The sequence below is a fragment of the Sphingopyxis sp. genome (genome assembly GCF_041916015.1).
Lineage (GTDB): Bacteria > Pseudomonadota > Alphaproteobacteria > Sphingomonadales > Sphingomonadaceae > Sphingopyxis.
The window spans coordinates 22,055-44,481 of record NZ_JAYSAH010000012.1 but is presented as its reverse complement, the minus strand read 5'-3'; the positions used below and the strand labels follow the sequence as shown (position 1 = coordinate 44,481).

Below are 22,427 nucleotides of genomic sequence, written 5' to 3'. Positions count from 1 at the left end.
CTTCCCCATAAGAGAAGGGCGAACGCATAGATAGCAGTCGAGCACGTCCGACTTATTGTTGCCGGTTCGCTCTCTCCCCTGATGCGACCGCCCCACATATTGGACGGCGGGGTTATGGGAAGAAAGAATGGCGAGGGCAAGCCCGCACTTTCGGCAATTTTCCGTGCCTCGGCGGCCTAATGTGTGAAACCGAGACGTTCCGGCAGCGCGATCCGCTGCGCCTTGTGAATCAGGGTGAGCCCCTCGCCCACCCCCGCATGGCCCACGGGCGTCACCGCGATGCCGAGCCCCGCGGCGATTTCGCGGATCGCCGCCGCCCGGCCCGGATCGGCGGCGAACAGCAACTGATAATCGTCACCGGCGGTCGCCGCGGCGAGGCGCGTGTCGAGGACGTCGGGGCGCACCGCGAGCAGCGCCGCCGACAGCGGCACCGTCTCGACCATCAGCGTGATGTCGCAGCCGCTCGCCGCCGCCATGCGCCCGGCGTCGATCAGCAGGCCGTCGGAGAGGTCCATCATCGCGTGGACATGCGGCACCAGCGCCTGCCCCAGCGCGAGCTGGGGTTGCGGGCGGCTGTAGGCGGCAAGGCAGGTCTCGTTCGGATCGACCTCGCCGAGCCGCATCGCGAGGCCGACGCCCGCGTTGCCGATCGTGCCGCTGACCCACAGCTGGTCGCCGGGCTTCATGCCGCCGCGCGACGGGACGCCCTCCGACGGGGCGCGGCCGATGGCGGTGAGGCCGAAGCTGCGCGGGGCGCCCGCGGGCACCCCGACCGTATCGCCGCCGAGCAGCGGGACGTCGTGGCGGCGCAGCACCTCGCCGAGGCCGCGCACGAAGGCCGCGTCCCAATGCTCGTCGCCGGTCAGGCTGTAGCCTAGCAGCACGCCGACGGGCGCCGCGCCCTTGGCCGCGAGGTCGGACAGATTCACCGCGACGAGCTTCCACGCCACGTCCTGCGGCCGTTCGTCGGGAAGGAAATGAATGCCCTCGACGATCATGTCGTGGGTGAGGACGAGGCCCTCGAACACCGCCGCATCATCGGCAAGCCCGCGCGCGGCGGGATCGGTCGCGATGCCGCGCAGGCGGGCGATGAAATCGGCTTCGTTCATGGCATGTGATTTAGCGGCATTCATCGCGGCAGGACAATTGCCAGCTTGCACGCATCATCGGATAGACCGAACCGCATATCCTCATAAGCTGCCGTGTTCCCCCGCGAAGGCGGGGGTCCATCTTCGGACAGCGCCATCTTGAACCGGCGGGAGATGGGTCCCCGCCTTCGCGGGGACACACGCGGTTGACGGGAGCGTTATTTCGCCCGCACATCCTTGCCGATCGCGTCGAGCAGGCCATTGGCGAACCCCGCCTCGCGGCCGTCGAAGAAGGCCTTCGCGACATCGACATATTCGCTGACCACCGCACCGACCGGCACGTCGCTCCGCGCGATCAGCTCATAGGCACCGGCGCGCAATATCGCCTTCATCGTGCGGTCGAGCCGGTCCATCGTCCAGCCGCTCGCAAGGCGCGCGGTAATCGCCGCATCGACCTCGTCCGCCCGCGCGAGCGCGCCCTTCACGATATCGTCGAAGAAGGGAATGTCGGCGTCGGCATATTCGGCATCCTCGATGATCTTGCCGATGCGGTGCTGATGAAACTCGTGAACGAGCTGCGCGACCGGGGTGCCCTCCATCTCGTGCTGATAGAGCGCTTGCACGGCGGCAAGGCGGGCGGCGGAGCGGGATTGGGCGCGTTTGTTCATGGCTGTTTCAATCTGTTCTGGACGCTGAGCGCATGGGCGGGAAGCCCTTCGGCCTTCGCGAGCGCGACCGCGGCGGGACCGATCGCGGCGAGGCTGGCTTCGTCGAGCGCGAGGAAGCTGGTGCGCTTCATAAAGTCGGTAACCGACAGCCCGCTCGAAAAGCGCGCGCGGCGTCCGGTGGGGAGGACGTGGTTCGGACCCGCGACATAGTCGCCGATCGCTTCGGGGGTTTGCCGGCCGAGGAAGACCGAACCCGCGTGGCGCACTTGGGCGAACAGCGCGTCGGCCTCGGCCGGATCGACCGCGAGTTCGAGATGTTCGGGCGCGAGCCGGTCGCAGAGCGGGATCGCGTCGGCGAGGTTCGGCACGACGATCACCGCGCCATTGCCGGCCCAGCTTTCCTGCATCGTCGGTGCGGTCGCAAGCGTCGGAATGACATGCGCGACCGCCGCCGCGACCGCATCGGCGAAATCGCCGTCGTCGGTGAAGAGGATCGACTGGCTGGTGGGGTCATGCTCGGCCTGACTCAGAAGGTCGGCGGCGATGACATGCGGTTCGTTCTTCGCGTCGGCGACGACGACGATCTCGCTCGGTCCGGCGACCATGTCGATGCCGACGACGCCATAGAGCTGGCGCTTCGCTTCGGCGACCCAGGCGTTACCGGGCCCGGTAACGACATCGACCGGCGCGATTGTCTGCGTGCCATAGGCGAGCGCCGCGACCGCCTGCGCCCCGCCGACGCGCCAGATTTCGTCGACCCCGCCGATATGCGCGGCGGCCAGCACGACCGGATTGACCTCGCCGCCCGGCGTCGGGGTCATCATCACGATCCGCTCGACCCCTGCGACCTTCGCGGGGAGGATGTTCATCAGCACCGACGAGGGATAGGCGGCGCGCCCGCCGGGAACGTAGACTCCTGCCGCATCGACCGCGCTCCACCGCGCGCCGAGCCGGGCGCCGGTAACGTCGCGATAGTCGCGATCCTCGGGAAGCTGCGCGGCATGATAGGCACGGATGCGTGTCGCAGCGAGGTTCAGCGCATCGCGCAGCTCGGGGGCCAGCGCGTCATAGGCCGCGGCGCATTCCTCTTTCGAGATGCTCCAGCCGCTTGCGTCCAGATCGAAGCGGTCGAACTTCGCGGTATAGCCGGCGAGCGCCGCGTCGCCCTCGGCCTTCACCCGCGCGATGATCGCGGCGACGTCGGCCGAGACGTCGGAGGCGCTTTCGCGCCGGTCGTTCACCAGTGCGTCGAACGCCACCGCGAAGCCGGGATCGGAGGCGTCAAGCCGCCGCATCGCCGACCGCCTGACGGAATTTCTCGACCAGCGCGGGCACCTCGGCCGAGCGCAGCTTGAACGCCGCGCGATTGACGATCAGCCGCGCCGACACCTCGGAAATCACCGTCTGCTCGGCGAGCGCATTTTCGACGAGCGTCCGCCCGGTCGAGACAAGATCGACGATGTGCGAGGCAAGTCCCAGCTTCGGTGCGATCTCCATCGCGCCGTTCAATTTGATGCACTCGGCCTGAATCCCCTGCCCCGCGAACCAGCGGCGCGTCGTCGCGGGATATTTGGTCGCGACACGAATATGGCTTTCGCCCCCCAATTCGTTGGCGCCCGGCGGTGCGCTGCCCGCGGGCCCCGCGAGCGACAGGCGGCAGTAACCGATGCCGAGGTCCACGGGCGCGTACAGCTCCGAATAGTCGAACTCGTCAACGACGTCCGACCCGACGATCCCGAGCTGCGCGGCGCCGTGCGCGACGAAGGTCGCCACGTCGAAAGCGCGGACGCGGATCAGCGAGATATGCGGCTGGTTCGTCCCGAACACCAGCGCGCGGCTCTTCTTGTCGAAGAAGTCCGCCGCGGGCTCGATGCCGACGGCCGCGAGCAGCGGCAGCGCCTCGTCGAGGATGCGTCCCTTGGGGATGGCAAAGATGATCGGTTCGGGCATAAGCGCCGTGCCTTTAAGCGGCGACGGGAGAAAGGGCAATGAGCGAGCGTTACGAGTTTGTCGACATAGGCGCGACCGGCGGCGGCGCGGTGCGGACCGCTTTCGCCAACCAGATCGCCTATTGCCGGTCGAGCGACGCACCCGTGACCGCGCGGATCGTCGCCGCGCTCGCAACGTTGCTCGACAAGCCCGTCACCGAATTCGCGCGCCGCATGGCCGAATGGCAAGGCGCGCCGCTTGCCGATGCCTTGCCGCTCCGCGCCGCAGGCGGCCTCCACGCGCTGCACCTTGCGGATGCCGCCCCCGAACTCGCGCCCATCTATGCGAATGCGGAGGATATCAACGATGCGGCGATCGTCGCCGGCGTGGTCGCGCGGCACGAGGAGGCACTGCTTCCCTGGCTCGACGGGCCGCCGCAGACCAACGAGGCGGGGCGCTCGTCGAACTTCATCGCGGCGATGCTGTGGCTCGCCGAGCGAGGCCTGCCGGCGCGCTTCGACTGCCTCGAAATCGGCTCGAGCGCCGGGATCAATCTGATGCTCGACCGCTATCATTATGATCTTGGCGGTGTGCAGGTCGGGCCGCAGCCGGGCGCCATCGCCTTCACCCCCGAATGGCGCGGGGGCCATCCGCCGCAGTTGCCGATCGAGATCGCAGGGCTGAAAGGCTGCGATGTCGCGCCGGTCGATCTGACCGACCAGGCGCAGGCGATGCGCCTCAAAGCCTATATCTGGCCCGAACATGCGATCCGCTTCGCACGCATGGAAGCAGCAATCGCCGCGGCGCACGAGCAGAAGCCGAATCTGGTCCGCGCAACCGCCGCCGATTTCGTCGAGGCCGAGCTCAGGAAGCCGCAAGCCGCGGGAACGACGCGCGTCCTGATGCACTCGATCGTCTGGCAATATGTCCCCGAGGACCAGCAGATGCGCGTCACGACCGCGATGGAGGAAGCCGGCGCCGAGGCGACCGCCGAGCGGCCGCTTGCCTGGATCGCGCTCGAGGCCAATCGCACCGCACACGTCCACGAACTGGTCGTGCGCCATTGGCCGGGCGGCGAAGCGGGCCATACGCTGGCCCGGTCGCACCCGCACGGGGCGTGGGTGGAGTGGCTCGGCTGAGCTGTTAAAGCCGCGCTTCCAGCCGCGCGAGCAGCGCCTGCACCGGCGTGATCGCGGGCGCGTCCCATCCGGCCTCCATAGCGGCGATCCGCTCGAACAGCCGCTCGCTCGCGGCGACGATGCGGCGCAGGGGTGCATCGAATCCGGCGCAGATGTCCCAGTCGGCGGCGACCGGTTTGCCGATGCGCGCCGCGCTGTCGTTGGGCCCGGCACCCGGATCGCCCGCGATCATCGCGCGGCGATGGAGCAGCCAGGCGATGATGTGCATCAGCCGCGTCGTGGTCTTCAACGATTCGCACGCAAGCCCGATCTGGCGCAGGCTGTCGCCCGGCGCCCGGCCGAGATCGCGCTGCGCCGCAAAGGCGGCATGCGCCTCGTCGGCGAGCAGCATCGCATCGACATAGAGATTTTCGATCTGCGCGCGATGCTCGGGAAGGCCGATCGCACCCGTCTCTGTCCGCCCCATGGTCATGGCCGACGGGATGCCACGGCGCAGACGCCCGCCGCAACGGCAGTAACCATGAAATTTGCGAGCGTCCCGTTTTGAATCAGGCGCTTTCGAGGTGGAGGCACCGGGCCGGTGCCGTTCACAGGCGAATCACGCGATGATGTCGGGAAGCAACTGGTCCTCGCACCAGCTTATTTCGTCGCGCAGGCGGAGCTTGCGCTTCTTCATCCGCGCGAGCTGAAGCTGGTCGGGAACGGTCGCGTCGCCGAGCGCGATGATCGCGGCGTCAAGATCGCGATGCTCGAGCCGAAGCAGTTCCAGGCGCTGGGTAATTTCCTCGGGGTTCACCCCTCCGCTCTGCCACGATCACGCCCCGTCTGCAACGGGCTGTCCTTGGGGGGCACCGACTGGCCGAATCGCGACGACATGCGACGCGATTCGTGATTTACTCGGCACTGCCACTACGAGTCGAAAAGGAGAATGGCCCATGACCACGTCGCACCTTTCCGCCCTGAAGTCCCGCCACGCGGACCTCGACGAGAAAATTGCGAATGAAGAGCGCCGCCCCAGTCCCGATACGGCATTGCTGGCGCAGATGAAAAAACAGAAACTGCGTATCAAGGAAGAAATGGCCGCGACCGCCTGACCGTCGCCTGACCGCTACCGCCCCGCTGGCGCCTTCTTTGCGAACGCCTCAGCGCCGGCGGTAGAGAGGTCCGTTCAGCGCCGAGATATGCGGCGGAACTTCCATCTTCTGAACGACCTGACGGCGCACCGCGTGCGGATCGACCGGACGGTCGAACGCGATCCCGAACTTGCCCTCGCCGATCCAGACTACCCGGCCCGGCACGAAGCCGACGTTGCGGAGTTCGACCTCGACCGTCATGCCCTGATCGACGCCGCGCACCGGCGCTTCGGCCAGCATCCCGCCCGCCGACAGGTTGCGCACGCGCACGACGAGCGGCGCGGTTTGGCCGGGCCACAGAAGATTGGCCTGCATGAACAGGCTGTCGCGATCGGCACCGCGCGACAGCGCCGCCACTTCTTCATCGACCGAAAGCGGTTCCCGCGATTCCATTACGACCTAATCCCCGCGCTGAATGTCAGGCGGCGAATCTAGAAGCCAGCAATTGCGGAAACGTAAATGGACGAGCGGTTTGTCCCGCTCTGGCTCAATCCTCGCGCGAGATGCGTTCGTTGCGCTCGTGCCGCTCCTGCGCTTCCAGCGTCATCGTCGCGATCGGGCGCGCCTGCAGACGTGCGAGCGAAATCGGTTCGCCGGTAACCGCGCAATAGCCATATTCGCCGTCGTCGATGCGGCGCATCGCGGCGTCGATCTTGGCGATCAGCTTGCGCTGGCGGTCGCGGGTGCGAAGCTCGATCGCCCAGTCGGTCTCGCTCGAGGCCCGGTCGGCGAGATCGGGTTCGCGCAGCGGACCATCCTGCAGATGGGCGAGCGTCGATTCGGACTCGGTCAGAATCGATTTCTTCCATGCGAGCAGCAGGTTGCGGAAATATTCCTGCTGCCGCTCGTTCATGAACTCTTCGTCGTCGCTCGGAACATAGTCCGAATCGAGGTTCGACCTTGCTTCCAAGAGCGCGTCGGCGCCAACATCGGCAATCTGGGTTGGCATAAAGGGCTTCTCGCGTCCTTTCCTGTCACCTTGCCGCCCGGGACGGACGACCAGGGGAATGCGCCGCGCCTATAACCACCCCCAAGGTGCGACACAAGCGCGGAAGCTCCCGCTAGCGACGAACCGCTGAAGCGAGGCTGAACCGGAACCGCACAAGCGATCACCCGCCCTCCCTTCAATTTACCAATGGGGCCGAATTGAAGGGATTTTCGTTCTGATTTGGGACAGTTATGCGTATTTTTCTTGATTTCGCCCCCCTTTTCCCGCTCACGGACAGGTAAACGCGGTTAACAGCATGGACGCGTAGACGAAGCTTTGGCCTTTTGGCTCTAGCGGGAGGTGCAGCAGGGAGGTCCTGCCGCATCTGCAACGGGAAAGAGAGAGCGAAATTATGTCTGTCCGGATGGCCCTCGCCAAGCTTTGTGCCTGCACTTGCGGCGGCGCCCTGATCGGGAGCGGCGCGATGCAGATCGCCGACGTGCCGAAGGCGCGGGCATCGACCGTGCAGTCCTGCACGCCATGCGGCGCGAAGAAGGTCGTGCGCAAGCGTCACGCGGCGCGCAAGCCGGTGAAGCGCGTCCGCCGGGTCGTGACGACGAAGCGAATCATCCGCACCGCGACCCCGCAACAGCAGGTGGTGACCCAGACGATCCCGCTGCCCCCGATTCCCTATGCGCCCTTCCCGCAGGGCGGCTGGGAAGGCGGCGGCGGCAGCGGCGGCGGTGTGACCGTCATCGGCGGCGGCTTTGGCGGCGGTTTCGGCGGCGGCTTTTTCGGGGGGTTCTTCGGCGGCAGCTCGGGCGGCAGCAGCGGCAGCGTCGTCGTGACCTCGACCACGACCGGCGGCGTCTCGACGTCGACCAGCTCGACTTCGGGCGGCGTATCGACCTCGACGGGCGGCGTCAGCACCTCCACGGGCGGAGTTTCGACCTCGACCGGCGGGGTCAGCACCTCGTCGGGCAATGTTTCGACCTCGACCGGCGGCGTGAGCACCTCGTCGTCGAGCAGCAGCTCCTCGTCGAGTTCGTCGTCTTCGTCTTCCTCCTCTTCGTCGAGCTCATCCTCGTCGGGCGGCGGCAGTTCGCACGGCCATGGCAGCTCGGGCTGGGGCGGCTCTTCGCACGGCAGCTCGGGCTGGGGTAGCTCGTCGAAGGGCGGCAGTTCGAGCAGCAGTTCGTCTTCCTCGTCGAGCAGCAGCTCCTCGTCGTCGAGCAGCACCTCGTCGGGCGCGACGAGCACGAGCAGCAGCTTCGGTTCGACCAGCAGTTCCTCGTCGTCGAGCAGCAGCTCGTCTTCATCCTCCTCTTCCTCGTCGTCGAGTTCGGGCGGCAGCAGCAGCCACGGAGGTTCGTCGGGCGATCCGCACCCCGTGCCGGCGCCGCCGATGATGCTGCTCTTCGGGGCCGCCGCCGCCGCGCTCGTCGCGCGCCGCCGCGCCGCGAACCGCAACGACGACGACGCCAGCGCGGCGTAAAACCATCCACTGGCGGTTGCGGGCGCGCCAGCCGGCACCACCTGACTGAGGGCCGCCCTGCGGGACGGCCCTCTTTTCATGCGCCCAATCTTTTCATCTGCCACGCCCTTTCAGTTTGCCATTCGGTGAACTTTCTATATGGTTCACCACATGGTGAACCAACAGCCCGCGCTCGACTCGATTTTCCACGCACTCGCCGATCCGACGCGGCGCGCGGTCGTCAGCCGCCTGCTCGGCGGCGATGCGCCTGTGAAGCGCTTGGCCGAACCGTTCGACATCGGCCTTCCCGCCTTTCTCAAGCATCTGGCGGTGCTCGAGGGCGCGGGATTGATCCGCTCCGAGAAGCTGGGACGCGTGCGTACCTGCCGCCTCGACGCGGAACGACTCGCCGCGGCCGAGGGATGGCTCTCGCAGCAGCGCGCCGTCTGGCAAGGCCGCACCGACCGCCTTGCCGCCTTCGTCGAATCACAGAATCCCGAGGAGAGGATATGATGAGCAACGATACCGAACTCACCATCGCCCGGCTGATCAAGGCGCCGCCGTCAGCGGTCTGGAACGCCTGGAGCGACCCGGTCAAGCTTGCGCGATGGTGGATTCCCGCGCCGATCGAATGCCGGGTGGACACGCTCGACCTCACGCCCGGCGGCGGCTTCGTCACGCGGATGCGCGAAGGCGGCGGGGATTTTCAACCACATGTCGATGGCTGCTTCCTCGAAGTCCTTCCCGAAAAGAGGCTCGTCTTCACCACCGTGATGACCGCGGGCTGGCAGCCCGTCGAACCGTGGCTCGCGATCACCGCGATCCTGACCTTCGAGGCGCAAGACAGCGGCACCCTCTATTCGGCGCGCGTGCTGCACAAGAGTCCCGAGGACAGCCGCAGGCATGACGAGATGGGCTTTCAGGACGGCTGGGGAACGACGCTCGGACAATTGGCAGAGATGCTGGAGCGCTGAACAGACTCGCCCCCGCGAAGGCGGAGGCGACGAAACGGGATCAAGGCTTGCACCGCCCGCCCCGCCCCGCCATAGCGCGGCGCATGCACGATATCCGCCTAATCCGGGAGAATCCCGCAGCGTTCGACGCCGGCCTCGCGCGCCGCGGCCTCGAACCCCTGTCCGCGCAAATTCTCGCGGCCGATGCGTCGCTCCGCGCGCTGCAAACCGAGATCCAGGCCGCACTCGCGCGCCGCAACGAGGCATCGAAGCTGATCGGCCAGGCGATGGCGCAGGGCGACAAGGACAAGGCCGAAGCGCTGAAGGCCGAGGTGGCGGAGCTCAAGACCACACTCCCCGCCAAGGAAGAGGCCGAGCGCGAGCAGGTCGCCGCGCTGCAGGACAGGCTTGCGGCATTGCCGAACCTTCCCGCCGCCGACGTGCCCGACGGCCTGGACGAGGACGGCAATGTCGAGATCGCGCGTTGGGGCACCCCGCGAACCTTCGATTTCAAACCGCAGGAACATGCCGATTTTGCTCCCGCGCTCGGCCTCGATTTCGAGACCGCGGCCAAGATGTCGGGCGCGCGCTTCGCGTTCCTGAAAGGCCAGATGGCGCGGCTCGAACGCGCGCTCGGCCAGTTCATGCTCGACATGCAGACGAACGAGGCGGGCTATGTCGAATGCGCGACGCCGCTGATGGTGCGTGACGAAGCGGCGTTCGGGACCACCCAGCTGCCGAAGTTCCGCGAGGATCTGTTCCAGACCACCGATGGGCGCTGGCTGATCTCGACCTCCGAAATGAGCCTGACCAACGCGGTGCGCGAGGAAATCCTGCCCGAGGCCGAGCTGCCGATCCGCATGACCGCGCTGACCCCCTGCTTCCGCTCCGAAGCGGGATCGGCAGGACGCGACACGCGCGGCTATATCCGCCAGCACCAGTTCTGGAAGGTCGAGCTCGTCTCGATCGTGCGGCCCGAAGACAGCGACGCCGAACTCGAACGCAAGACCAGAGCGGCCGAGAAGATATTGGAAGCTTTGGAGCTTCCGTATCGCAAGATGCTCTTGTGCAGCGGCGACATGGGGTTTGCTGCACGCAAGACCTATGACCTCGAAGTCTGGTTGCCGGGACAGGATAGCTACCGCGAGATTTCGAGCTGCTCGAACTGCGGCGACTTTCAGGCGCGCCGCATGAACACGCGCTTCCGGCGCGAAGAAGCCAAGGGCAATGAGTTTGTTCATACGCTCAATGGCTCGGGCCTAGCCGTGGGCCGCACGCTGGTGGCGATCCTCGAAAATTATCAGCAGGCCGACGGCAGCGTCGATATTCCGGCGGCGCTGGTTCCGTATATGGGCGGGATTACTAGGCTGACGCCCTGACCCGTCATTGCGAGCGCAGCGAAGCAATCTCCAGCCTTCGACCAAGCGCAACATTCCCGCTGGAGATTACTTCGTCGCTGTGCTCCTCGCAATGACGACCGGCTTGGACGAAAACGATGCGCATCCTCCTCACCAACGACGACGGCTATCACGCGCCCGGCATGGCGGTGCTGGAGGCGATCGCGCGCCAGCTTTCGGACGATATCTGGGTCTGCGCGCCGGCCGAGGAGCAATCGGGCGCGGGCCACTCGCTGACCCTCTCGCGGCCGGTGCGCATCCGCCAGCACGGCGAGCGGCGCTGGTCGTGCAGCGGCACCCCAACCGATTCGGTGATGATGGCGATCGGCAAGCTGATGCCCGAAAAGCCCGACCTGATCCTGTCCGGGGTCAATCGCGGCGCCAACCTCGGCGACGACATCACCTATTCGGGCACCGTCTCAGCGGCGATCGAGGGCGCGCTCGCCGGCATCCGCGCGATCGCGCTCAGCCAGGTTTATGCGAAGGAGGGCATGGGCGACAGCGTGCCGTTCGAGGCGGCCGAGCAATGGGGCGCGAAGGTGCTGCGCCCGCTCATCGCCCTCGACATGCCGCCGCGCACGCTGATCAACGTCAATTTCCCCGCGATCCCCGCCGCGGCGGTCAAGGGCATCCGCGTCACACGGCAGGGCTTCCACGATTATGGCCGCGGTTCGATCGTCGAGGGCGTCGATCCGCGCGGCTATCCCTATTTCTGGTTCGGGCTCCACGGCATCGAACATAGCCTCGGCCATGACAGCGACCTAGAAGCGATCGACGACGATCATATCTCGGTCACCCCGCTCCAGCTCGACCTGACCCACGACGCCTCGCTCGCGACGCTGCGCGGCGCCTATGCGGCGGAGTTTGCGGGCTAGCCTTCGTCGCAAGCCTTTGGCAAAAGGACCGCAATGAGCCGGCGGCCCAATCCGAAGCTGAAACTGCAACAGGGTTTCCAGACGCTGCGCCGCGCGGCCAAATGGCCGGTCTGGGCCGACCTCGGCGCGCGGCTCGGCCTCGCCTTCGTGCTGATCGCGATCGTCATCCTCGTCCACTGGATCGACCGTGCGGGGCTGCACGACAGCCACGACAACCAGATCAGCTTCCTCGACGTCGTCTATTTCACGATGATCTCGGTCACGACGACGGGCTTCGGCGACATCGCGCCGGTGTCCGACCGCTCGCGGCTGATCGAGGCGGTGATCGTGACGCCGATCCGCATCGCCATCCTCTTCATCTTCCTCGGCACCGCCTATAGTTTCGTCATCAAGCGCACATGGGATAAATGGCGTATGGCCCGCATTCAGGCAAAACTCACCAACCATATCGTCGTCCTCGGCTTCGGCGTCAGCGGCAGCGAGGCGGTCAAGGAACTGATCGCGCGCGGCACCGACCCCGCGTGCATCGTCGTGATCGACCCCTCGCGCGGTCGGGTCAACGCCGCCGAGGCGTTGGGCTGCAACGTGATGGAGGGCGACGCCTCCAGCGACGAAACCCTTCTCGACGTGCGGATCGCCGAGGCGCAGTCGGTGCTGGTGTCGGCGGGGCGCGACGACACATCGATCCTGATCGTGCTGACCGTCCGCCATCTCGCGCCCGAAGTACCGATCAGCGTCGTCATCCGCACCCAGGATAATGAACTGCTCGCGCGGCAGGCGGGGGCGAGCAATGTCATCAACCCGGTCAGCTTCACCGGCCTGCTCCTCGCTGGATCGGCGCAGGGCGAGCATATGGCCGATTATATGGCCGATCTCGCCGGGACCGGCGGCCGGGTTCAGCTTCGCGAGCGGCCGATCAGTCCCGAGGAGATCGGGCGCGGCCTCGACCAGCTCGCCAGCGGCGGCCGTGGTCTCCGCGTCTATCGCAGCGGCAAGCCCTACGGCTTCTGGGAGCCCGAGGCGCAGCGGCTCGAATCCGGCGACACGATCCTGGAAGTCATCAATTGCGAGGATTGCGAGGCGAAGCCTAGCCCCGCCAGTAAATCCACCCCGCCCAAAGCCAGCCGATGATCAGCAAGGTCCCGCCGATCGGCGTCACCGCGCCGAGCCATTTCGGTGCGCCGAGCGCCATCGCATAGAGGGTCGCGGCAAAGATCGCGGCTCCCGCCAGCAAGGTGATCGCCGGCCCGCGCGCGCTCCCCATGATCGCGAGCGCCGCGACCGCATGAACGAGCTGGTAGAGGCCGCCGGTGCGCAGCCATTCGGCCTGCTGCGGTCCCGCCGCGCCATGCGCGCCGAAGGCTCCCGCCGCCACCGCGATTGCCGCCGAAATCGCCGCCAGCATCCCGATCATCCGCACGTCCCCCCGATCTGCTTGCCCAATCCGCTTGCAAAGCCGCGCAAGCGCGCCAAGCTATAAGCACGAGGGAGGGAGAAAGCGATGCCCCGCGACATTCCGCTGCCCCGCGGCCTGAAACCGCCGAGCCGGCTTGCGACGCTCGGCGAACTGGCGCTGCCGTTCGAGATGCTGCGCTATGGTCTCGGCGGCTGGCAGTTGATCGGCGCCCCGCGCGGCGACGGGCGGCCGGTCGTGCTGCTCCCCGGCTATGGCGCGAGCGAACTGTCGATGCGCCCGCTCGAGGCGTGGCTTCGCCATCTCGGCTATCATGTCCGCGACTGGGGGCTCGGCCGCAACAATGGCCGCGTCGGCGCGGACGTCCAGCGCTTCGCTGCGCAGGCGGCCGAGTGGGCCGGCGGCGCGCCGCTCACCCTGATCGGCTGGAGCCTCGGCGGGGTGATCGCGCGCGAGACGGCGCGCGAATATCCGCACCTCGTCCGCGAGATCGTCACCATGGGCACCCCGATCATCGGCGGACCCAAATATACAGCGCTCGCCGAGCGTTTCGCGGGGCGCGACTTCGACGCCTATGAGCGCGAGATTCACGCGCGCAACCTGAGGGGACTGACCCAGCCGCTGACGGTGATCTATTCGGACCGCGACGGCATCGTCGGCCCCGATATCGCGATCGACATCTACAATCCGCAGGCACGCAACCTGAAGGTCGATGCGACGCACCTGGGGCTGGGCATCAATCCGCGCGTGTGGCGGATCATCGCCGATACGCTGGCGGGAAAAGGCTGAGTCGTCATTCCGAGGAGCGGAGCCTCGCAATGACGCCAAAGCGCAAGGGTGACAAACCCGCAAAAATCGCCTATGGGCGCCGCCGATCATGACAGTCAAAACCCTCCCCTCCCAGCCGAAGGTCGGCATGGTGTCGCTCGGCTGCCCGAAGGCGCTCGTCGATAGCGAACGGATTCTCACCAAGCTGCGCGCCGATGGCTACGGCCTGTCGCCCGACTATGCCGGCGCCGACGTCGTGCTCGTCAACACCTGCGGCTTCCTCGATTCGGCGAAGGAGGAAAGCCTCGAGGCGATCGGCGAAGCAATGGCCGAGAACGGCCGCGTCATCGTCACCGGCTGCATGGGGAGCGAGGCCGATGTCATCCGCGCGCGCTTTCCCAAGGTACTCGCGGTCACCGGGGCACATCAATATGAACAGGTCGTCGATGCCGTCCACGACGCCGCGCCGCCGACGCAGGGGCCGTTCGTCGATCTCGTTCCCGAGGGCGGGCTGAAGCTCACGCCGCGCCATTACAGCTATCTGAAGATCAGCGAAGGCTGCAACCATAGCTGCGCCTTCTGCATCATCCCCGATCTGCGCGGAAAGCTCGTCAGCCGGCGCATCGACGCGGTGCTGCGCGAGGCCGAGAAGCTCGTCGCCGCAGGGACGAAGGAACTGCTCGTCATTAGCCAGGACACCTCGGCCTATGGTGTCGATATCCGGCACGACCCGCGCGCGTGGAAGGACCGCGAGGTCCGCGCGCATATGACCGACCTCGCGCGCGAACTCGGCCAGCTTCGCACGAGCGAGGGCCGCGCACCGTGGGTGCGCCTCCATTACGTCTATCCCTATCCACACGTCGACGCGGTGATCCCGCTGATGGCCGAGGGCCTGCTGACGCCTTATCTCGATATCCCCTTCCAGCATGCGAGCCCGAGCGTGCTCAAGCGGATGAAGCGCCCCGCGAACGAAGCGAAGGTGCTCGAACGATTGAAGAGCTGGCGCGCCATCGCCCCCGATATCGCGATCCGGTCGAGCTTCGTCGTCGGCTTCCCCGGAGAAACCGAGGAGGATTTCCAATATCTCCTCGATTGGCTCGACGAAGCGCAGCTCGACCGCGTCGGCGCCTTTCGTTTCGAGCCGGTCGCGGGCGCGCAGGCGAACGCCCTGCCCGATCCCGTGCCCGAGGCGGTCAAGGAAGAACGCTATCAGCGCATCATGGCGAAGACCGCCGCGATCAGCGCCGCGAAGCTGGAGGCGAAGATCGGCCGCGTCCTCCCGGTGATCATCGACGAGGTCGGCGAGGCGGACGAGGACGGCAGCATCGGCGCCACCGGCCGCAGTCAGGCCGATGCGCCCGAAATCGACGGCCATGTCTATCTGCGCGACGTCGCCGCGACGCTGAAACCCGGCGATATCGTCGATGTCACCGTCGAGGACGCCGACGAGCACGACCTGTTCGGGGTGGTTGAACCCTGATCTTGTGAATTTATGGAACGATCTTAATCGATTGATGGTAGGTAAGAATCATCAATCGGGGGCAAGGCCATGCGCGCGATCACGGGGTTGGCTGCAGCGATAGTCCTGACGGGGCTTCTGTCCGGATGCAATCCCGCAAAGGGGGGCGCCGAGGCTCCCCCGCACGCGACCGACAAGGCGCCGACGCCCTCGCAAACCTCGCTGATCGCGGTGCCGATCGACGCGAACATCGCGCCGCTCCGTGCCGAACTCGAACGCGCGGTGCCGAAGACGCTATGGACGATCGACCGGCGCGAGAAGGCATGCGTGCCGCCGCAGCGCGTCAAGCTGTTCGGCAAGAAGCTGAAGGTCACGCCCGCCATTCCCTGCACCATCGTCGGGCAGGTCACGCGCGGGGCGCTGCGCCTGCGCGGCGAGGGCAATGAGATCGTCGTCGACGTGCCGCTCCATGCGGCCATCGCCGCGCGCGATGTCGGCGGGGTGCTGAAGGGCGAGACCGCGACCGGATCGGCGCTCGCGCATGCGCGCATCCGGATCGACCTGACCGCCGACTGGCGGATGCAGGGCAAGGCGCGGATCGGTTATGGCTGGACCAAGGCGCCGGGGATCGACTTCCTCGGCAAGCGGATCACCTTCACCGACGAGGCCGACGCGAAGCTGAAGCCCGTCATCGCGGGCGTCGAGCGCGAGGTGAACCGCGAGATCGGCAAGATCAATATCCGCGCGCAGGCGGCCGACATCTGGCGGCAGAGCTTCACCTCGCTCGAACTCAACCGCGAAAATCCGCCGGTCTGGATGCGCGTGACACCGAAACGCATTTTGTACGGCGGCTACCGGCTGAACGGACAGACATTGAACCTCAACCTCGGCATCGAGGGCGTGACCGAGACCTTCGTCTCGGGCCGCCCCGACGATCCGAAGCCGACGCCGCTGCCGAAACTGGTGCGCGAAACGCCGCGACCGCACCTCGACATTCGCGTGCCGGTGATCGCCGATTATGCGCAGCTCCAGCCGGTGATCGACCGCGCGCTCGCGAAACGCGCGACGCGGCCGTTCGTGCTGCCGAAACTGGGGCCGATGATGGTCAGATTCGGCCCATCGACCGTCTATGGCGCGCCGGACGGACGCATTGCCGTCGGCGCCGACGTCGAGGCGCGGCTGGAAGCCCGCACCGGCGAACCGACGCGCGGGACGATCTGGATGACCGCGGTGCCGGCGAACGAGCCCGGATCGGCGCAGGTCCATTTCACCGATCTCGTCGTCAACGGCGATACGAACGGGGTCGGCGGCGATCTGCTGGTCCTCATCGGCCGCAGTCCCGGTTTCGCGCCGCTGATCGCCGAGGCGCTCACCCAGAATTTCACGAACGACCTCGAAAAGCTGGAAGGCAAGATCCAGCGTGCGGTCGGCCAGCGGCGCGAAGGCGCTTTCGTCATCCGCACCCGCATCGACGGGTTCGAGACGGGCAAGATCAAGGCTTATGGCAACGGCCTTTATCTGCCGGTCCGGATGACCGGCGGCGCGAGCGTCGATTATCGTCCGGGAAAGTAAGGACTTGCCCTGCCGCCCTCGTCCCAGCAAACTGATGTTTAGGGGGCAACGACAGAAAGCTCTCGCCCATGCAGAAAGAACGCGCGCCTTTTCTATTCTTCCTCGCACTCGCTGTTTGCCCGGCGGCACTGGCCGCACAGGAGCCGGCGGACGCCGGCGCGCCCATAACCGAAAGCGGCATCTGGATCGGCGATCTCGCCTTGTGCGGCGCGGGTCCGGTGAAGGCGGAGCCACGGATCGACGGCTATAACGGCCTGCCCGTCGTCAACATCACCCTGCCTGCCACGCTTCGCGAGGCTCTGGCGACACTGACCGCGGCCAGCATCGGCAAACCGCTCCCGATCCGCGTCAACGGCAAGATCGTGAGCGAACCGCATGTCAACGAGCCGATACAGGGCGGCGAATTGCAGATCTCGGGCCTCGGTCGGGCGGAGACCGACGAACTTGTCGCATCGCTGCAAGCGTGCGCAGGTGACGCTGCTCAGAACAGCCGGGTAAGCGAATAGAAGATCGCAGCCACCACCGCGCTCGCGGGAATGGTGATGAACCACGCCGCGACGACATTACTCGCGACGCCCCACCGCACCGCGCTCGCGCGGCGGGCGACACCCGCGCCGATGATCGCGCCGGTGATCGTGTGCGTCGTCGAGACAGGAATGCCGAGCAGGCTGGCGGTGAAGACCACGATCGACCCGCCGGTCGATGCCGCGAACCCCTGATGGTGCGATAGCTTGGTGATGCGCCCACCCATCGTCTCGATGATCTTCCACCCGCCCGACAGCGTGCCGAGCCCGATCGCGATGTAGCAGGAGATCGCGACCCAGTGCGGCACGTGGAACTCGCCGGACATATAGCCCGTCGAATAGAGGAGGACGGTGATCACCCCCATCGTCTTTTGCGCGTCGTTGAGGCCGTGGCTCAGCGAGTAAGCGGCCGAGGAAAAGAGGTGGAGATAGCGGAAGGTGCTTTCGGCGAATTTCGCGGTGGCGCGGCGGAGCGCCCAGCTGCTGATCAGCATGACGAGCATCGCAAGCAGCATCCCGAGCATCGGCGAGAGAAAGATCGCGATCACGGTCTTGTTGAGCCCGGTCCACTGGATGCCCTCGAACCCGGCATGGGCGACCCCGGCACCGACGATGCCCCCGACGAGCGCGTGGCTCGACGAGGAAGGAATGCCCTTCAGCCAAGTGACGACATTCCAGAACATCGCGCCGACGAGCGCGCCGAACACGACCGCAGGGGTCACCAGATCCTTGTCGATCAGCCCGGCGCCGATCGTCTCCGCCACCTTGTGCAGCGCCGGAAAGGCGAGCGACAGGAAATAGGCGGCGAAGTTGAAGAAGGCCGCGAACAGCACCGCCTGCACCGGACGCAGCAGCCGTGTCGCGACCACCGTCGCGATGCTGTTCGCCGCGTCGTGCAAGCCGTTCAGGAAATCGAACGCCAGCGCGAGGAGGATCAGGCCGGCGAGCAGAGGAAAAGCGAGTTCGTGCATCGGGAACGTCCCCGCTTATGCGTGGTCGATGACCAGGCCGTCGATTTCGTTCGCGACATCCTCGAAGCTGTCGGTGACGCGCTCGAGGTGGCGGAACAGTTCGCGCGCGATCAGGAAGCGCGTCGGATTCGCCTCGCCATGCTCCTTGAACAGGCGCTTGAGCCCCGCGGCGTGGATGTCGTCGGCATGGCCCTCCATGCGGACGAGCCGCTCGGTCAGTTCGTGCAGGCGCGTGCCGTTCGCCGAAATATTGCGAAGCAGCGGCAGCGCCTCGGCGGTCAGCCGCGCCGCATCGACGATGATCCCCGCAATGTCGCGCATTTCGGGCTCGAATTCGGTAACGTCGTAGAGATCGACCGCGCCCGCGGTCTTCTGCATCTCGTCGATCGCATCGTCCATCGACGCGATGAGGTCGGTGATCGCGCTGCGGTCGAACGGGGTCAGGAAGGTCCGGCGGACGGTCTGCAACACCTCACGCGTGATCGCATCGGCGTCATGCTCGCGCTCGATGATCTCCTGCACATGGTCGGCCATGCCCTCGCCGCCCTGCAGCATCCGCGCAAGCGCTTCGGCGCCCGCGGTCAGGGTCGCGGCATGGGCCTCGAACAGCTCGAAGAAATTGCCCTGCTTGGGAAGCAGGCGCTGGAACCAGGCAAACATGCGATTGACCCCTGTCTTTTCCGCAACATTGAAGACGACGCCCGATCGCTGCGCCGCGGCGCGGAAGCCGCGGTCGCCGAACGAGCGGATCATCGCCTGAAGGTCGGGCTCGTCGACCGACGCCGCCGCCTGATCGAGCGTGAACCAGCGCCGTTCGCGCTCGTCCATTTCCTTCCATTCGCCGAGTTCGCGCGTCACCGCCAGCGGAAACACCTCGACATTATACATGATTGCCGCACCATTGGCGCGGCGCTTGCGATATTCATAGCTGCCGATCGAGGTCGGGCAGACCGCGCCGATCACGCCCGCCTCCTCCTCCGCCTCGACCGCCGCCGAGGCATGCCGGTCGAGCCCGGTCAGCGGGTTGCCCTTCGGCACGACCCAGCGGCCCGTACCGCGCGAGGTGACGAGCAGGATTTCGGTCGGGCCGTCCTTGTCGGGGCCGCCGAATCGATAGGGAAGAACCGCGATCTGACGCATGAAACTGGTTTGATGATCCCGCTACCCGCCCCATGCAGCGGCCTGAAATTGCAAATCGGTGACGCCACTATGACAAGATTGTGACAGCCGCAATGGGCCATAGCCGCAGCGGCACTTTCCGTAAACGTCAATTCGATTGCAAAATGCAACCGGGTGCGTAAGCTGTCCCCCAAAGACAGACGGGAGACGATATCATGGCAGGCACGGCAAGCCCCGTGGACCAGGACGTACTGATCGTTGGCGCGGGCCTTTCGGGCATCGGCATGGCGGCGCATCTTCAGATGAATTGCCCCGACCGGAGTTTCGCGCTCGCCGAGCGCCGCAGCAATCTGGGCGGCACCTGGGACCTGTTCCGCTACCCCGGCATCCGCTCGGACAGTGACATGCACACGCTGGGGTTCGTCTTCGAACCGTGGAAGCATGAAAAGTCGATCGCCGACGGCCCCGCGATCCTCGACTATCTGAATCGCATCGTCGACGAACGCGGCATCCGCGACAAGATCCGCTTCAACGCCAAGGTCGTCGGCGCCGACTGGGACAGCGCGGCCGCGCGCTGGACGGTCGCGATGGAGGACGACAAGGGCGCGGTCACCACCACGACGGCGCGTTGGCTCTACCTCGGCTCGGGCTATTACGACTATGACGAGCCCTTCGACGCGCAGTTCGCGGGGCGCGAGGATTTCAAGGGACAGATCATCCATCCGCAATTCTGGCCGAAAGACCTCGACTATGCGGGCAAGAAGGTCGTCGTGATCGGATCGGGCGCGACCGCGGTGACGATCGTCCCTTCGATGACCGAAAAGGGCGACGGCAAGGGCGCGGCGCACGTCACGATGCTCCAGCGCACGCCGACCTGGTATTTCATCCGCCCGGCAAAGGACGGCTTCGCGAATACGCTCCGCAAATTCCTGCCCGAAAAGCTCGCGTACAGGATCACGCGCTTCAAGAATGTCCGGTTGCAGGACCTCGCCTTCCGCCGCGCGCGCGAAAAGCCGGAGAAGGTCAAGGAATTCCTCACCAAGAGGCTGAAAGCGAGCCTCGGCGACCGCTACGACGCCGAGGCCTTCACCCCGCCCTATAACCCGTGGGATCAGCGCCTCTGTCTCGTACCCGACGCCGATTTCTTCGAGGCGATGAAGGCCGACAAGGCGTCGGTCGTCACCGATCATATCGAGCGGTTCGACGCGACCGGCATCCAATTGAAGTCGGGCAAGCATCTGGATGCCGATATCATCATCACCGCCACCGGCCTGAAGCTGGCGGTCGCCGGCAAGATTCCGGTGCGCGTCGATGGCGAGGCGATCGCGTGGAACGAGCATTTCTATTACAAGGCGTGCATGTTCTCGAATGTCCCGAATTTCTCGGCCGTGTTCGGCTATCTCAACGCCAGCTGGACGCTGCGCGCCGACATCGTGTCGGAATATGTCTGCCGCGTGCTCAACCATATGAAAGAGGTCGGTGCCGACATCGCGACCCCGGCGCTCGCCGATCCGGACAGCCTGACCGAGGAGAATATCTTCGACTTCTCGTCGGGCTATATCCAGCGCGCGCTGCACATCATGCCGCGGAATGCCGACCAGCTGCCGTGGCGGCTCAGCCAGAATTATGTGCAGGACCGCATCGACATGCGGACCGGCGCAATCGCTGACGGTGTGCTGGCTTTCAGCAAGGCGGGCGATGCCGCGAAGGCGGCACCAGCTCCGGCGGAACTCGAAGCAGCGGAGTAAAGCCTACACTCGTCATTGCGAGCGCAGCGAAGCAATCCAGAGCGGTTACGCTACACTGGATTGCTTCGCGGAGTTTATCCTGAGCGCCTGCAAGGCAGTCGAGGCGCTCGCAATGACGAAGTGATGTTGGTGCGAGATTTCCCTAACCCACATGCTCGGGCTTGCCCTTGGTCGAGCCGTGGGCGAAGTCCTCGAGCTGCTTTTCGGTCATGCTGTCGACCATCTGTTTGGACGCGCCCTTGAGTTTCGACCTGGGCGTCTCGCCGCGCTTGGCGCTGAGCGCGGCGCCCGCGGCTTTCTGCTGGGCTTTGGATTTGGCTGGCATGGGATGTCTCCTTGTCCACCCCGCCAGCCATCAACGCTTAACCTCCGCCCGGGATGCAACATCGGATGGCACGATCAACGGATCGGCAGAAAATCGCGCTGATATTCGCGCTTCACCGCATTCACCAACGCCACCGACATCGGCAGGTTGATCTTGTAGCTGCCCTCGGCATAGGGGCCGATCTCATAGGGACCGATCGCAATCGTCAGGCGGTCGAGATAGCGGCCGCCTGACGAACCGAGCCAGATCGTCTGCGCCGAGGGGATCGGGCAATCGGCGAAGGGCGTGCCTGGCTCGCGCGACCAGGTGATGCCGCGCGCCGCCTTCGCGCGCTCGATCCCGGCGCAAAGATCGTCCTTTGCCGCGCGATCGAACGCCTCGGAACTGGTGAACAGGTCGAGCGGCTTGAGCCGGACCGCGTGATTGCGGTCCCAGATCAGCGTGTCGAAACTCTGCATCCCGTGCGCGCCGCCCATATAGGTTCCGATCTCGCTCGACAGGCTGAGGAAGCGCGGGGTCGAGGTGATGCGCTGCCAGCGTTCAAGATGGCTGTGCGCGTGATAGGGGAAGCCTTCCTTTTCCGCCGTCGCCCGGTCGCGGCGCGCTTCGGCGATCAGCGCGTCGCGCTTGGTCACGCGGTCGTTGTCGAGCCATTTCGCGAGCCCGGGGATGCGCGCGGCATCGACCGGATAGGCATAGGCGAATTCGATGAGATCGTTCGTTTCCCTGACGTCGGATGCGGTCGCCTGTTCTGCGACGACGTCCTCGACACCGCCGGGCGGCGCACCCGGAACCGCGGCCGCGACGGCCTTTTCCCTGGGCGTCTGCTCGCGTTCGGAACAGCCCGCGAGCAGCAGGGCGCTTGTAAGAAGAAACAGGGCGGTTCGGCGAGGAGAAGCTATCATCATGCCCCAACAACGCCGGGAATCGACAAAGTTTCCCG

The 22,427-nt window shown here is 66.1% G+C and carries 26 protein-coding genes; 12 read left to right on the top strand and 14 right to left on the bottom strand.

Features of this window, described 5'->3' with window-relative positions; translation table 11 throughout:
• Nucleotides 1-176: 176 nt before the first annotated feature.
• From thiL to hisG, 4 genes are all read right to left on the bottom strand, one after another.
• Nucleotides 177-1,109, bottom strand: coding sequence for a thiamine-phosphate kinase (gene thiL / locus ACE3SL_RS01860; protein ID WP_374524061.1), 933 nt, complete (start codon nucleotides 1,107-1,109; stop codon nucleotides 177-179).
• A 197-nt stretch (nucleotides 1,110-1,306) separates the two neighbouring features.
• Nucleotides 1,307-1,756: a transcription antitermination factor NusB gene (gene nusB / locus ACE3SL_RS01855; protein ID WP_374524060.1), complete on the bottom strand. Its 450-nt coding sequence runs from the start codon at nucleotides 1,754-1,756 to the stop codon at nucleotides 1,307-1,309.
• The gene (gene hisD / locus ACE3SL_RS01850) at nucleotides 1,753-3,051 is read right to left on the bottom strand and encodes a histidinol dehydrogenase (RefSeq protein WP_374524059.1); all 1,299 of its coding nucleotides are present in this window, start codon (nucleotides 3,049-3,051) and stop codon (nucleotides 1,753-1,755) included. Before hisD ends, nusB begins: the two co-directional genes overlap by 4 nt.
• The gene (gene hisG, locus ACE3SL_RS01845) at nucleotides 3,038-3,706 is read right to left on the bottom strand and encodes an ATP phosphoribosyltransferase (protein ID WP_374524058.1); all 669 of its coding nucleotides are present in this window, start codon (nucleotides 3,704-3,706) and stop codon (nucleotides 3,038-3,040) included. The genes hisD and hisG overlap by 14 nt, the downstream gene beginning before the upstream one ends.
• A 38-nt stretch (nucleotides 3,707-3,744) precedes the next feature.
• Here hisG and ACE3SL_RS01840 point away from each other — a divergent pair, with 38 nt between their 5' ends.
• Nucleotides 3,745-4,824, top strand: coding sequence for a DUF2332 domain-containing protein (locus ACE3SL_RS01840; RefSeq protein ID WP_374524057.1), 1,080 nt, complete (start codon nucleotides 3,745-3,747; stop codon nucleotides 4,822-4,824).
• Between the two features lie 4 nt (nucleotides 4,825-4,828).
• Here the strand turns inward: ACE3SL_RS01840 and ACE3SL_RS01835 are convergent, their stop codons facing one another.
• Both ACE3SL_RS01835 and ACE3SL_RS01830 read right to left on the bottom strand, forming a co-directional pair.
• On the bottom strand, nucleotides 4,829-5,296 hold the full coding sequence (locus ACE3SL_RS01835; RefSeq protein ID WP_374524056.1) for a DUF1465 family protein: 468 nt from the start codon (nucleotides 5,294-5,296) through the stop codon (nucleotides 4,829-4,831).
• Nucleotides 5,297-5,422: 126 nt separating this feature from the next.
• The gene (locus tag ACE3SL_RS01830) at nucleotides 5,423-5,620 is read right to left on the bottom strand and encodes a YdcH family protein (protein WP_374524055.1); all 198 of its coding nucleotides are present in this window, start codon (nucleotides 5,618-5,620) and stop codon (nucleotides 5,423-5,425) included.
• Nucleotides 5,621-5,759: 139 nt separating this feature from the next.
• On the opposite strand from ACE3SL_RS01830, the gene ACE3SL_RS01825 reads away from it, so the two are divergent.
• Nucleotides 5,760-5,918: a YdcH family protein gene (locus ACE3SL_RS01825; protein WP_374524054.1), complete on the top strand. Its 159-nt coding sequence runs from the start codon at nucleotides 5,760-5,762 to the stop codon at nucleotides 5,916-5,918.
• Between the two features lie 48 nt (nucleotides 5,919-5,966).
• Here ACE3SL_RS01825 and ACE3SL_RS01820 read toward each other — a convergent pair whose 3' ends face one another.
• The 3 genes from ACE3SL_RS01820 to ACE3SL_RS01810 form a co-directional block, all read right to left on the bottom strand.
• On the bottom strand, nucleotides 5,967-6,350 hold the full coding sequence (locus ACE3SL_RS01820) for a PilZ domain-containing protein (RefSeq protein WP_374524053.1): 384 nt from the start codon (nucleotides 6,348-6,350) through the stop codon (nucleotides 5,967-5,969).
• A 94-nt stretch (nucleotides 6,351-6,444) separates the two neighbouring features.
• Nucleotides 6,445-6,906 (bottom strand): RNA polymerase-binding protein DksA, encoded by a 462-nt coding sequence (gene dksA / locus ACE3SL_RS01815; RefSeq protein ID WP_374524052.1) that lies wholly within the window; start codon nucleotides 6,904-6,906, stop codon nucleotides 6,445-6,447.
• A 669-nt stretch (nucleotides 6,907-7,575) separates the two neighbouring features.
• Complete coding sequence (locus ACE3SL_RS01810; RefSeq protein ID WP_374524051.1) at nucleotides 7,576-8,421, bottom strand: hypothetical protein; 846 nt, start codon at nucleotides 8,419-8,421, stop codon at nucleotides 7,576-7,578.
• A gap of 109 nt (nucleotides 8,422-8,530) precedes the next feature.
• On the opposite strand from ACE3SL_RS01810, the gene ACE3SL_RS01805 reads away from it, so the two are divergent.
• The 5 genes from ACE3SL_RS01805 (at nucleotide 8,531) to ACE3SL_RS01785 (ending at nucleotide 12,715) form a co-directional block, all read left to right on the top strand.
• Nucleotides 8,531-8,872: an ArsR/SmtB family transcription factor gene (locus tag ACE3SL_RS01805; RefSeq protein WP_374524050.1), complete on the top strand. Its 342-nt coding sequence runs from the start codon at nucleotides 8,531-8,533 to the stop codon at nucleotides 8,870-8,872.
• On the top strand, nucleotides 8,869-9,333 hold the full coding sequence (locus ACE3SL_RS01800; protein WP_374524049.1) for an SRPBCC domain-containing protein: 465 nt from the start codon (nucleotides 8,869-8,871) through the stop codon (nucleotides 9,331-9,333). The genes ACE3SL_RS01805 and ACE3SL_RS01800 overlap by 4 nt, the downstream gene beginning before the upstream one ends.
• Nucleotides 9,334-9,416: 83 nt before the next feature.
• Nucleotides 9,417-10,691, top strand: coding sequence for a serine--tRNA ligase (serS, locus tag ACE3SL_RS01795; protein WP_374524048.1), 1,275 nt, complete (start codon nucleotides 9,417-9,419; stop codon nucleotides 10,689-10,691).
• Between the two features lie 116 nt (nucleotides 10,692-10,807).
• Entirely contained in the window at nucleotides 10,808-11,584 is a 777-nt protein-coding gene (gene surE, locus ACE3SL_RS01790) for a 5'/3'-nucleotidase SurE (RefSeq protein ID WP_374524047.1), read from the top strand.
• Nucleotides 11,585-11,617: 33 nt separating this feature from the next.
• Complete coding sequence (locus ACE3SL_RS01785; RefSeq protein ID WP_374524046.1) at nucleotides 11,618-12,715, top strand: TrkA family potassium uptake protein; 1,098 nt, start codon at nucleotides 11,618-11,620, stop codon at nucleotides 12,713-12,715.
• Here the strand turns inward: ACE3SL_RS01785 and ACE3SL_RS01780 are convergent.
• Nucleotides 12,672-12,998, bottom strand: a complete 327-nt coding sequence (locus tag ACE3SL_RS01780; RefSeq protein WP_374524094.1) for a DUF423 domain-containing protein — start codon at nucleotides 12,996-12,998, stop codon at nucleotides 12,672-12,674. The genes ACE3SL_RS01785 and ACE3SL_RS01780 overlap by 44 nt on opposite strands.
• 87 nt (nucleotides 12,999-13,085) lie before the next feature.
• Here ACE3SL_RS01780 and ACE3SL_RS01775 point away from each other — a divergent pair, with 87 nt between their 5' ends.
• The 4 genes from ACE3SL_RS01775 to ACE3SL_RS01760 all read left to right on the top strand — a co-directional run bounded on the left by ACE3SL_RS01775 (nucleotide 13,086) and on the right by ACE3SL_RS01760 (nucleotide 17,303).
• Complete coding sequence (locus ACE3SL_RS01775; protein ID WP_374524045.1) at nucleotides 13,086-13,787, top strand: esterase/lipase family protein; 702 nt, start codon at nucleotides 13,086-13,088, stop codon at nucleotides 13,785-13,787.
• Between the two features lie 88 nt (nucleotides 13,788-13,875).
• Nucleotides 13,876-15,246 carry a 30S ribosomal protein S12 methylthiotransferase RimO gene (gene rimO, locus ACE3SL_RS01770; RefSeq protein WP_374524044.1) on the top strand — a complete coding sequence of 457 codons (1,371 nt, stop codon included), beginning with the start codon at nucleotides 13,876-13,878 and terminating at the stop codon, nucleotides 15,244-15,246.
• 69 nt (nucleotides 15,247-15,315) lie between these two features.
• Nucleotides 15,316-16,797, top strand: coding sequence for a DUF4403 family protein (locus tag ACE3SL_RS01765; RefSeq protein WP_374524043.1), 1,482 nt, complete (start codon nucleotides 15,316-15,318; stop codon nucleotides 16,795-16,797).
• 68 nt (nucleotides 16,798-16,865) lie between these two features.
• Nucleotides 16,866-17,303 (top strand): hypothetical protein, encoded by a 438-nt coding sequence (locus tag ACE3SL_RS01760; RefSeq protein WP_374524042.1) that lies wholly within the window; start codon nucleotides 16,866-16,868, stop codon nucleotides 17,301-17,303.
• Here the strand turns inward: ACE3SL_RS01760 and ACE3SL_RS01755 are convergent.
• Both ACE3SL_RS01755 and ACE3SL_RS01750 read right to left on the bottom strand, forming a co-directional pair.
• Nucleotides 17,279-18,292 (bottom strand): anion permease, encoded by a 1,014-nt coding sequence (locus tag ACE3SL_RS01755; protein WP_374524041.1) that lies wholly within the window; start codon nucleotides 18,290-18,292, stop codon nucleotides 17,279-17,281. The two genes, ACE3SL_RS01760 and ACE3SL_RS01755, sit on opposite strands and share 25 nt — an antisense overlap.
• Nucleotides 18,293-18,307: 15 nt before the next feature.
• Entirely contained in the window at nucleotides 18,308-19,432 is a 1,125-nt protein-coding gene (locus ACE3SL_RS01750; protein ID WP_374524040.1) for a DUF47 family protein, read from the bottom strand.
• A gap of 194 nt (nucleotides 19,433-19,626) precedes the next feature.
• Between ACE3SL_RS01750 and ACE3SL_RS01745 the strand changes: the two genes are divergently transcribed.
• Nucleotides 19,627-21,159, top strand: coding sequence for a flavin-containing monooxygenase (locus ACE3SL_RS01745; RefSeq protein WP_374524039.1), 1,533 nt, complete (start codon nucleotides 19,627-19,629; stop codon nucleotides 21,157-21,159).
• Nucleotides 21,160-21,301: 142 nt separating this feature from the next.
• On the opposite strand, the gene ACE3SL_RS01740 is transcribed toward ACE3SL_RS01745, so the two are convergent.
• Complete coding sequence (locus ACE3SL_RS01740) at nucleotides 21,302-21,484, bottom strand: DUF3008 family protein (RefSeq protein ID WP_374524038.1); 183 nt, start codon at nucleotides 21,482-21,484, stop codon at nucleotides 21,302-21,304.
• 74 nt (nucleotides 21,485-21,558) lie between these two features.
• Entirely contained in the window at nucleotides 21,559-22,392 is an 834-nt protein-coding gene (locus tag ACE3SL_RS01735; protein ID WP_374524037.1) for a PdaC/SigV domain-containing protein, read from the bottom strand.
• Nucleotides 22,393-22,427: the final 35 nt, after the last annotated feature.

What these genes read in the sequence shown, in the direction of transcription:
- ACE3SL_RS01780 (WP_374524094.1), bottom strand. Translation starts at nt 12,998, where the DNA reads ATGATCGGGATGCTGGCGGCGATTTCGGCGGCAATCGCGGTGGCGGCG.
- ACE3SL_RS01735 (WP_374524037.1), bottom strand. Translation starts at nt 22,392, where the DNA reads ATGATGATAGCTTCTCCTCGCCGAACCGCCCTGTTTCTTCTTACAAGC.
- ACE3SL_RS01775 (WP_374524045.1), top strand. Translation starts at nt 13,086, where the DNA reads ATGCCCCGCGACATTCCGCTGCCCCGCGGCCTGAAACCGCCGAGCCGG.
- ACE3SL_RS01805 (WP_374524050.1), top strand. Translation starts at nt 8,531, where the DNA reads ATGGTGAACCAACAGCCCGCGCTCGACTCGATTTTCCACGCACTCGCC.
- dksA (WP_374524052.1), bottom strand. Translation starts at nt 6,906, where the DNA reads ATGCCAACCCAGATTGCCGATGTTGGCGCCGACGCGCTCTTGGAAGCA.
- ACE3SL_RS01755 (WP_374524041.1), bottom strand. Translation starts at nt 18,292, where the DNA reads ATGCACGAACTCGCTTTTCCTCTGCTCGCCGGCCTGATCCTCCTCGCG.
- ACE3SL_RS01765 (WP_374524043.1), top strand. Translation starts at nt 15,316, where the DNA reads ATGCGCGCGATCACGGGGTTGGCTGCAGCGATAGTCCTGACGGGGCTT.
- serS (WP_374524048.1), top strand. Translation starts at nt 9,417, where the DNA reads ATGCACGATATCCGCCTAATCCGGGAGAATCCCGCAGCGTTCGACGCC.
- nusB (WP_374524060.1), bottom strand. Translation starts at nt 1,756, where the DNA reads ATGAACAAACGCGCCCAATCCCGCTCCGCCGCCCGCCTTGCCGCCGTG.
- hisD (WP_374524059.1), bottom strand. Translation starts at nt 3,051, where the DNA reads ATGCGGCGGCTTGACGCCTCCGATCCCGGCTTCGCGGTGGCGTTCGAC.
- ACE3SL_RS01835 (WP_374524056.1), bottom strand. Translation starts at nt 5,296, where the DNA reads ATGACCATGGGGCGGACAGAGACGGGTGCGATCGGCCTTCCCGAGCAT.
- ACE3SL_RS01745 (WP_374524039.1), top strand. Translation starts at nt 19,627, where the DNA reads ATGGCAGGCACGGCAAGCCCCGTGGACCAGGACGTACTGATCGTTGGC.
- ACE3SL_RS01785 (WP_374524046.1), top strand. Translation starts at nt 11,618, where the DNA reads ATGAGCCGGCGGCCCAATCCGAAGCTGAAACTGCAACAGGGTTTCCAG.
- surE (WP_374524047.1), top strand. Translation starts at nt 10,808, where the DNA reads ATGCGCATCCTCCTCACCAACGACGACGGCTATCACGCGCCCGGCATG.
- ACE3SL_RS01840 (WP_374524057.1), top strand. Translation starts at nt 3,745, where the DNA reads ATGAGCGAGCGTTACGAGTTTGTCGACATAGGCGCGACCGGCGGCGGC.
- ACE3SL_RS01760 (WP_374524042.1), top strand. Translation starts at nt 16,866, where the DNA reads ATGCAGAAAGAACGCGCGCCTTTTCTATTCTTCCTCGCACTCGCTGTT.
- ACE3SL_RS01820 (WP_374524053.1), bottom strand. Translation starts at nt 6,350, where the DNA reads ATGGAATCGCGGGAACCGCTTTCGGTCGATGAAGAAGTGGCGGCGCTG.
- ACE3SL_RS01800 (WP_374524049.1), top strand. Translation starts at nt 8,869, where the DNA reads ATGATGAGCAACGATACCGAACTCACCATCGCCCGGCTGATCAAGGCG.
- ACE3SL_RS01740 (WP_374524038.1), bottom strand. Translation starts at nt 21,484, where the DNA reads ATGCCAGCCAAATCCAAAGCCCAGCAGAAAGCCGCGGGCGCCGCGCTC.
- ACE3SL_RS01750 (WP_374524040.1), bottom strand. Translation starts at nt 19,432, where the DNA reads ATGCGTCAGATCGCGGTTCTTCCCTATCGATTCGGCGGCCCCGACAAG.
- hisG (WP_374524058.1), bottom strand. Translation starts at nt 3,706, where the DNA reads ATGCCCGAACCGATCATCTTTGCCATCCCCAAGGGACGCATCCTCGAC.
- rimO (WP_374524044.1), top strand. Translation starts at nt 13,876, where the DNA reads ATGACAGTCAAAACCCTCCCCTCCCAGCCGAAGGTCGGCATGGTGTCG.
- ACE3SL_RS01825 (WP_374524054.1), top strand. Translation starts at nt 5,760, where the DNA reads ATGACCACGTCGCACCTTTCCGCCCTGAAGTCCCGCCACGCGGACCTC.
- thiL (WP_374524061.1), bottom strand. Translation starts at nt 1,109, where the DNA reads ATGAACGAAGCCGATTTCATCGCCCGCCTGCGCGGCATCGCGACCGAT.